3 protein-coding genes are annotated in these 2,350 nt (G+C 25.7%); all 3 read right to left on the bottom strand.

Annotated features, from left to right (window positions below; all coding sequences use genetic code 11):
* Window positions 1-194: 194 nt before the first annotated feature.
* The 3 genes from H9661_RS19300 to H9661_RS19290 all read right to left on the bottom strand — a co-directional run bounded on the left by H9661_RS19300 (window position 195) and on the right by H9661_RS19290 (window position 2,082).
* Complete coding sequence (locus H9661_RS19300) at window positions 195-374, bottom strand: aspartyl-phosphate phosphatase Spo0E family protein (protein ID WP_143318583.1); 180 nt, start codon at window positions 372-374, stop codon at window positions 195-197.
* A gap of 153 nt (window positions 375-527) precedes the next feature.
* Window positions 528-689, bottom strand: coding sequence for a hypothetical protein (locus tag H9661_RS19295; RefSeq protein ID WP_191770442.1), 162 nt, complete (start codon window positions 687-689; stop codon window positions 528-530).
* Window positions 690-783: 94 nt separating this feature from the next.
* Window positions 784-2,082, bottom strand: a complete 1,299-nt coding sequence (locus tag H9661_RS19290) for a tetratricopeptide repeat protein (RefSeq protein WP_191770440.1) — start codon at window positions 2,080-2,082, stop codon at window positions 784-786.
* Window positions 2,083-2,350: the final 268 nt, after the last annotated feature.

Below are 2,350 nucleotides of genomic sequence, written 5' to 3'. Positions count from 1 at the left end.
GTGTATCCTATAGTAACAGATTGAGATAAACATACATAATCGTCGTTTTCTTCAGATATATTATATCCAGCACTTTTTATTAGTTCTATTTCTTTTTTAAAACTTTCAATTGAAGAATTTTCTCTATATATTTCGATTGATTCTTTAATTACCACCCCAAGCTCCGCCTTTATATAAAATATTATTAATTATTATCAAAATTCTCTTTTCATACTCATGTTTATATATAGATCCAGGTTTTTACTGGCAGTTATCACCTCATTAGAACTTCGTCCATATATTTCAATTGATTTATATAGATTTGCTCTAGCTTTTTCCATGGCTTGGTTAAGCTTAGAAAAAGCTTCATCATTTTTCAATTTTAATTCCCTCATTTTTCCGCGTATATTTCTCCTTATTTTCTTTAAATGCTTGCTATGAGGTCAATTATATAGATATACTTAATTTTTTACAAATTTAAAAAAGTTTAACCAAATCACTTGAATTCAGTTAAACTTTTTCCATATATTTCATTGTTTATATTGTTATTAATGTGCATCGTGAGTCTCTAAGTGATATACATTGTTTTCTGTTACACTAGATACTGTTTTGTTCTTAGCGTTATTAGTATATGTAGTTTTAGTTGAAGCAAACGCAATATTTGTTAATAACATTGATGTTGCAAGAACTGCTAGTACAATTTTTTTCATAGATTTCACCTCCTTCAAAACTTAAACTAAGTGACAAAACCTTAGTTTAACATTGTAATATATTAATGTAATTTGCGATAAAAAAATATTTTTTTTAAATTCCTTTAATCTGTTTCATTCTTTCTCTTGATTTCTCATAGAAATATATACTTTTTTCGTCATTTCTACCTCTATAATATGCCCCAATTTCTGAATAGATTAAAGAATAATCTATATTTAATTCTTTTGCTTTATCTGCTATTAGCAATAAATTCTGTTTATCTTCTTTTTGGATATAAATAAGTACCAATTCATAAATCACTTGTTCAATTAAAGATCCATTCTCATTATCATTTTTCTCACATACTTCCAATGCTTGTAAAAGATAATATTTAACATCTTCATTTGAATGTTGAAGCACTTTTGATGCAAAATATAAGTACTCTCCACGGTCTTCATAATTTGGGTTACATGATAAACATTCTTTGATATACATTGTAGCAGACTTGTAATTTTTTTTATTAGTGTATAATTCAGATAAATTCCTGTAAGTCATGGCTATATAATCGTTATTATCATATTTCATAGCAATACTTAGAGCTTCCTTGTATACTTTTTCAGCATCTTCAAACTTATGATAATCATTCAAACAATTTGCATGGTTGATTTTCTTTTTTAGTAACATATTCCAATTTTTGATTTCAAATTTCTTTAGTACTTTAAAACATTCTAAGGCACTATCATACTCACCTAGCTTTTTATATGCAAGTGCCTTGTAATACAATATCATTATAGAAAGCTCATCATTTACTATATCATCATTTAATTTTTCTGCGTAATCTAATTGTTGTAATGCTTTAATATATAAATCTAAAAATATATTATTTCTAGATTTATATATAAAAAAAGTTACTTCTTCAAAGCTATTTTGAGAATTAACGCTAATTTTTAATCCAATGTCACATAAATAATCACTTTTGGAATATCTATTTTTATAATAGTAAAAATCAGTAGCTAATTTATACAACTCTATTTTATTATTATCTGTAATGTTATACTTTTCGATTAGATCTTCCGCTTCACAAAACTTTTGTTCAAATGTATCTATTATTCTAATTTCTTTTAATTCACTGACAATATTAGCGAAAATATGATTTGCTTGATCATCTTCATCTTCCATTAATTCATCGGGCGTGATTAATGGTACACTTAATCCTTTTTCATTTATAATTTTATTAAAATTTTCAGCAATTCCAGTAGCTAAGTTAAACTTTAGCTTTTTCTTATTATTTTCAATTTTACTTAGCCAAATTTTTGTACAAACACCGTCTGCGATTTCATCTTGAGTTGCTCCGGTTATAACTCTGTACTTTCTTATTTTTTCATATGGTGGCATAATCTCATTATTAAACATTTAATCTTTTCCCCTCTATCTTTACAGAGATGCTAAAAACTAAATATAAAGTTTGTACATTATGTAATCATATTCAATATAGTGGACAAATTTACATTAATATACTATAATTACATTGCTTGCATTAGGTTGTTAGCATTTCGTTGTTCCCTGTAATGTCTGATATTAGCCTGTTAGCATTACAGGGTATTTTATGTATTAATAAGATATAATTCAAATTTTAACATATATTTCTATATTACATTAATTTGGATTAAAATTCAATCAG

Origin of the sequence: Clostridium cibarium (assembly GCF_014836335.1) — a bacterium.
Classification (GTDB): domain Bacteria; phylum Bacillota; class Clostridia; order Clostridiales; family Clostridiaceae; genus Clostridium; species Clostridium cibarium.
This window is presented reverse-complemented; position numbering and strand designations above follow the sequence as displayed.

Bases quoted from the DNA above. Each gene is read 5' to 3' on its own strand.
- H9661_RS19300 (WP_143318583.1), bottom strand. From the start codon at position 374: ATGAGGGAATTAAAATTGAAAAATGATGAAGCTTTTTCTAAGCTTAAC.
- H9661_RS19295 (WP_191770442.1), bottom strand. From the start codon at position 689: ATGAAAAAAATTGTACTAGCAGTTCTTGCAACATCAATGTTATTAACA.
- H9661_RS19290 (WP_191770440.1), bottom strand. From the start codon at position 2,082: ATGTTTAATAATGAGATTATGCCACCATATGAAAAAATAAGAAAGTAC.